Origin of the sequence: Nocardiopsis sp. TNDT3 (genome assembly GCF_003427465.1) — a bacterium.
Lineage (GTDB): Bacteria > Actinomycetota > Actinomycetes > Streptosporangiales > Streptosporangiaceae > Nocardiopsis > Nocardiopsis dassonvillei.
In genome coordinates, this window is record NZ_QPFC01000914.1 from 1 (window position 1) to 4462 (window position 4462).

Consider the following 4462-nt stretch of genomic DNA (forward strand, 5'->3'; position numbering starts at 1 on the left):
GGGTCGGCGGGGCCCCGGTGTGCGGCGGGCGATGTTCTGGTGACGAGGGGGCGGGGGTGTCGGTGACGCCCCCGCCCCCTCGTCCATGTCGCGGATGACCGACGCGTGACAAACATGAGGGTTCCCTCATCCACTCCTCATGGGTTCCTCACCGCCCGTCCAGAGGATGAACGCATGTTCTGGTTCGCGCTGGCGGTCAACACGACCGCGATCATCGTCCTGTCCTACGCCATCTACTTCCGCCGCCACGGGCGCCGCGACCTGCTGCTGGCCTACGTGGCGCTCAACACCGGCATCTTCGCCGTGGTGTCCATGCTGACCAACCAGGAGGTCGGCCTGGCCGTCGGCTTCGGTCTGTTCGGCGTGCTGTCGATCCTGCGCCTGCGGTCGGACCTCATCAGCCAGGGCGAGATCGGCTACTACTTCACGGCGATCGCCCTGGGCCTGGTCAACGCGGTGGCGGCCCCGATGCCCTGGGTGCTGCTGGGCCTCAACGCCCTGCTGCTCACCGGCATGTACGCGGCCGACCACCCGCGTCTGCTCTCGCGGCACGAGCGCCGCATCCTGACCCTGGACGTGGTGCACGAGGACTCCGTGGCCCTGCGCCAGGACCTGGAGGCCCGGCTGCGCGGCCGGGTCACGAAGATCGAGGTCACCGAGGTCGACTACGTGCGCGACCTGATGGTCGTGGACGTGCGGTTCCAAGCGCCCCGGATCGCGTCGGTCCCGGGCTCCGGGCGCGGGTTCGGGCATGGCTTCACCTCCGTGACGGGACGCCGATGAGCACGGCCGCCCCCGCCCCTGCGGAAGCCCCCGCCACCGTGGAGAGACCCATGACCCTGGACGCCCTCGGTCCCGTGGAAACGCCCGCTCCGGTGGACGTTCCCTCCCCGGTCCTGGCGGCGCTGCGCCCGATGTCGCTCGCCGAGATCAACGAGCGCGCCGCCCTGGTGACCCGGACCTGCCGCAAGTACCTGGTGCCCGTCGAGCTGCTGGAACCGCTGTTCGCGGCCGCCGGGGACCGGTTCGGGGTGCTGACCATCGACGGGCAGCGGGACTTCCAGTACTCGTCCACCTACTTCGACACTCCCGACCTGCGGACCTTCCACGACCACCGCCAGGGGCGGCGGGTGCGCTTCAAGGCCCGGACGCGCACGTACGTGGACACGGGGACGCGCATGTTCGAGATCAAGCTCAAGGGCGCGCGCGGGATCACCGACAAGACCCGGATCGCCTACACGGGGCCGCCGGACCGGATGACCCCCGAGGCCCGGCGGTTCCTGGACGACACCCTGCTCTCGTACGGCATCGAGGCGCCCGACGTGCTGGCGGCCAGCGCGGTGACCGACTACCGGCGCACGACGGTGGTGGCCTTCTCGGGTGAGGAGCGGGTGACGGTGGACACCGGCCTGGTCGGCTACCGGGCGGGCTGGTCGGTGCGGATGCGCCCGGATACGGTGCTGCTGGAGATCAAGACGCGCGGCGGGCTCACCGCGACCGAGCGCAGGCTGCACGAGCACGGGGTCCGGGAGGCGCGGTTCACCAAGTACGGGGCGACGGTGGCCGCTCTGGAGCCCGGGCTGCGGGGCAACCGGTGGCACCGGGCGATGGGCGCGTGCCTGGACCACCCGGCGCCGTGCGCCCTGGAGCGGGCGCGGGTGGGTGCGGCGCCCGCTCTCCGGCGGAACCGTTGACGGGCACGGGAACCCGCACCGTCCGGGTCCGCCGGGCGGCCGACGGCCCGTCACCCCGCGTCTCGGGGCGCCGTCCCCTCCGTCCCCGCACGGAAAATCCGGATGCGCTCCCCGCCCCCGGTCTGTGACCATGTCCACCGAACGACGGAGGGAGGCCGGGATGCGGGACCAGGACGGGTGTCTGATCCTCTCGGGAATGCCCGGAGCCGGAAAGTCGACGGTGGCTCCGCTGGTGGCCGCACGGTATCCGCGTGCGGCCCACATCAGCGGGGACGTTCTGTCCTACATGGTCGTCCAGGGACGCGTCGGCTTCAACGGGCGGCCCGCGGAGGAGGCGCGGCGCCAGCTGCGGCTGTGCGTGCGCAACATGTGCGACCTGGCGGCCAACTTCGCCGACAACGGCGTCTTCCCGGTCGTCGAGTACACCATCGACAACCGCCGGATGCTGGACGCCATGGTGGAGATGCTGCGGCCCAGGCCGGTCATGTTCGTCGCCCTGTTCCCGCCCCTGGAGGTGTGCCGGCGGCGCAACGCCACGCGCGACCCCGGGCACCGCGTCGACTTCGACTTCGCGCCGCACTACCGGGCGATGCGGGAGGACCTGGGCGGAGTCGGCTGGTGGTTGGACACCGCGGCCCTCACCCCGGAGGAGACCGCCGACCTGATCCGCGCCCGCGCGCACGAGGAGGCGCTCCTCTGACGGAGCGGTACCGACGCCCCGGAGCCCGCCCGCGCGATGAATGGCGCCAGCCCCGCCCCGGGAATGGACGGGGCCTCCGGACCTTTTTCCGCGACAATCCGTTGACCGGGTTCCGCGCCTTTTCCGGGCACCGCGCAGCCGCCCCCCGGCGATCGCCGCGACCTTCGAGAACGCGAGCCGACACGGAGAAGTCTCAGGTCACGACCGCGATCCGGCTCCTGACAGCCTTCGTGAAACGGCGCCCCGAAGCGAACACGGCTCCCGCGTTCTCACATTTGCCGCCACGGCCGAACGTGTGTAGCGTTCCCCTGCCGAACCACAGGCGCCAAAAGACACAGAAATTCTTTGCGCATACCGCGAATACCCCTGTCGGAAATACCCCCTGCCATTCTTCCCCGGAGGTTCCGTGTTCCCTCGTGCCGCCCGCCTCAGCGGTGCCCGCGCCGACTCCCGCAGCGCCCTCGGACTGCCCGGAGGCGTGTCGCGACGCCGCATGCTCACCCTGACCGGCACCGCCGGGGCCGCCGCGGCCGCGGGCGCCCTGGGCGCGGCGCCCGTCTCCGCGGCCGAGCGCACCTGGCGGGTCACGGGTGAGGACGTGGCTCCCCTCGCGCACTTCGACGGCGTGATGAAGGACTACATGCAGGCGCGCGGGATCACCGCGGGCTCGCTGGCCGTGGCGCGGAACGGCAGGCTGTCCCTGGCCCGCGGGTACACGTGGGGCGACGACAGCGTCGCGACCACCGGCGTGACCGACGTCTTCCGGATCGCGAGCCTGAGCAAGCCCGTCGCCGGGACGGCGGCCATGCGCCTGGCCCAGGAGGGCGAACTCGACCTGGACGCGCCGCTGGCCGACCTGGTCGACCTCTCGCCCCTGGCCGGGGAGACGGCCGACCCGCGCTTGGGCGAGGTCACGGTGCGGCGGGCCCTGCAACACCTCGGCGGCTGGGACAGGGACCTCTCCTTCGACCCGCTGTGGAACACCATCGCGATCTCCCGCGAGATGGGCGTCGACCTGCCGCTGGGCAGGAGCGAGGTCATCGCCTACACGAGCGGGATGGAGCTCGACCACGCCCCCGGAACGCGGTACGCCTACAGCAACTACGGCTACCTGCTGGTCTCCGAGGCGATCGCCGCGGTCACGGGGAGGTCCTACGAGGACCACGTGGTCTCCGATGTCCTCGGCGCGGTGGACATCGCGCGCATGCGTGCCGGGCGTTCCCTGTCCGCGGACCAGGAGGGCGAGGTCGGGTACGACTCGAAGTACACGGTGACCTCCGCCCTGGACTCCTCGGGCGCGCAGGTCCCCTACCCCTACGGCGGGTTCAACCTGGAGATCCAGCTCGGCAACGGGGGCTGGGTCGCCTCCGCCGCGGACCTGGCGCGGTTCTGCACCATCTACGACACGCCCGAGGCCGCCGGGGTGCTCACCCCGGACTCGATCTCCACGGTGTTCGAGCAGCCCGAGACGGGCGGCGGCGCCACGCACTACGGCCTGGGCTGGTCGGTGCGTCCGACCGGCAGCGGCGAGAACACGTGGCACACCGGGAGCATGCCGGGCACCTACACGTTCCTGGCGCGCAGCAACGGCTACACCGTCGTGGCGCTCTTCAACCGGCGCGACGAGGGCGACGCGCTGAACTGGGGCGAGATCGACCCGAAGCTGTGGGACGCGGTGAACGAGGTGGGCACCTGGCCCACCGAGGACCTCACGCCGATCTACTTCTGAGGCCGGGCGGGTCCCCGGGGCGGATCGGCCGGGGGCCTCCCGACACCTCGTGCACGAATACTTTCAATTCCGGCATGAGGGATTTTTTGGATGGGGCCAGTATTTCATGCTGGCCCCTTTCTCATACCCGCTGATCTGGCACGACAGAACCGGAACGAACTTTTTCCGGCCGCTTCGCGGGAAACGCGCTCCGCCCGAACAGGCGTGCCCTAATCTGGCTGCGACCACACAACTGAACCCACACGATGACCCCGCAACGGTTGACTGCCGTTCGGGGCCGTGGCCAGCAACTTCAACCCCTTTACACACAAGGAATTGCCAGCATGCGCCAGTTTAGCG

Annotated in this window: 4 protein-coding genes; all 4 read left to right on the forward strand. The window is 70.9% G+C overall.

All coding sequences use genetic code 11. The annotated features are described in order from the left end of the window. The first annotated feature begins 174 nt into the window (after positions 1-174). Positions 175-783, forward strand: a complete 609-nt coding sequence (locus DQW06_RS21585; protein WP_013155785.1) for a DUF4956 domain-containing protein — start codon at positions 175-177, stop codon at positions 781-783. A gap of 50 nt (positions 784-833) precedes the next feature. After that, complete coding sequence (locus DQW06_RS21590) at positions 834-1694, forward strand: polyphosphate polymerase domain-containing protein (protein WP_071623086.1); 861 nt, start codon at positions 834-836, stop codon at positions 1692-1694. Between the two features lie 160 nt (positions 1695-1854). Beyond that, on the forward strand, positions 1855-2394 hold the full coding sequence (locus DQW06_RS21595; RefSeq protein ID WP_013155787.1) for an AAA family ATPase: 540 nt from the start codon (positions 1855-1857) through the stop codon (positions 2392-2394). A gap of 406 nt (positions 2395-2800) precedes the next feature. Then, positions 2801-4123: a serine hydrolase gene (locus tag DQW06_RS21600; RefSeq protein ID WP_013155788.1), complete on the forward strand. Its 1323-nt coding sequence runs from the start codon at positions 2801-2803 to the stop codon at positions 4121-4123. Positions 4124-4462: the final 339 nt, after the last annotated feature.

Coding starts and splice junctions, on each gene's coding strand:
- DQW06_RS21590 (WP_071623086.1), top strand. CDS start 834: ATGACCCTGGACGCCCTCGGTCCCGTGGAAACGCCCGCTCCGGTGGAC.
- DQW06_RS21595 (WP_013155787.1), top strand. CDS start 1,855: ATGCGGGACCAGGACGGGTGTCTGATCCTCTCGGGAATGCCCGGAGCC.
- DQW06_RS21585 (WP_013155785.1), top strand. CDS start 175: ATGTTCTGGTTCGCGCTGGCGGTCAACACGACCGCGATCATCGTCCTG.